General features: G+C 68.7%; 1 protein-coding gene. It reads right to left on the bottom strand.

The window, feature by feature from the left end:
* Nucleotides 1-168: 168 nt before the first annotated feature.
* Nucleotides 169-1183, bottom strand: a 1015-nt coding sequence (locus AC1D01_RS35690) for an MFS transporter (RefSeq protein WP_477874399.1), incomplete at its 5' end; no start/stop codon positions are given.

The following is a 1183-nucleotide window of genomic DNA, read 5'->3' on the forward strand; positions in this document are numbered from 1 at the left end:
AGCACGCTTCGTGAACTGACTGTCGCCGACTGTTTGACCACAACGAACGAAGTGAGTGGCGGGAGTTTCGGCGACGGGCCATCAAACCAGTCAGTGCAGGGGAGTCTTCGCCCCGCCWGGGGCGAAGACCGCTGCGACCGGCGAGCCCCAGCCTCCCCGCCCGCGCCTTCACGCAGCCGAAGCCGAGTCCTTGATCTCCATTGCCTTGTTGACGCTCAGCGCGATCAGCGTGGCCGCCGAGCCCGACAGCAGGTAGACGCTGACGTACGCGAGGCCGAAGTGGGCCGACAGCCCCAGCGCCACCAGCGGCGCGAAGGCGGCGCCGATCAGCCAGGCCAGGTCGGAGGTGAGCGCCGCACCGGTGTAGCGGTGCTGCGTCTCGAAGTTGGACGTCACCGCGCCCGAGGCCTGCCCATACGACAGCCCGAGCAGCGCGAAGCCGACCAGGATGAAGACGTCCTGCCCGATCGGCCCGCCGCCCAGCAGCGTCGGCGCGAAGCCGCTGAACACCCCGATCGCCGCGGCCAGCGTGCCCAGCGTGGTGCGGCGGCCGAACCGGTCGGCGATGCTGCCCGACGCGATGATGCCCAGCGCGGCAATGCCGGCGCCCACCATCTGAACCGCGAGGAACTCGCTGATCGACTGCGTGGAATACAGCTTGATCCACGACAGCGGGAACACCGTGACGATGTGGAACAGCGCGTAGCTGGCCAGCGCCGCGAACGCGYCGATCACGATCGTCGAGCCCTGCGTCTTCGCGAGTTCRCCGACGCTGGTGGGCTCGAGCTCGTGCGCATCGAGCAGCTTCGCGTATTCATTGGTGGCCACCAGGCGCAGCCGCGCGAACAGCGCGACCACGTTGATCGCGAAGGCCACGTAGAACGGATAGCGCCAGCCCCAGGTCAGGAAATCCTCGGAGCTCAGGCTCGCGTACAGGAAGGCGAACAGCCCGCTCGCGATCACGAAGCCGATCGGCGCGCCCAGCTGGCCGAGCATCGCGTACCAGCCGCGGCGGTTGCTCGGTGCGTTCAGCGCCAGCAGCGACGGCAGGCCGTCCCAGGCGCCGCCGAGCGCCAGCCCCTGGCCGACGCGGAAGATCGACAGCAGCACGATCGACGTGAAGCCGATGCTCTGGTAGCCCGGCACGAAGGCCATGCCGGCGGTGGATGAGCCGAGCAGGAAC

The sequence above is a fragment of the Rhizobacter sp. P3_B12 genome, from assembly GCF_056402895.1.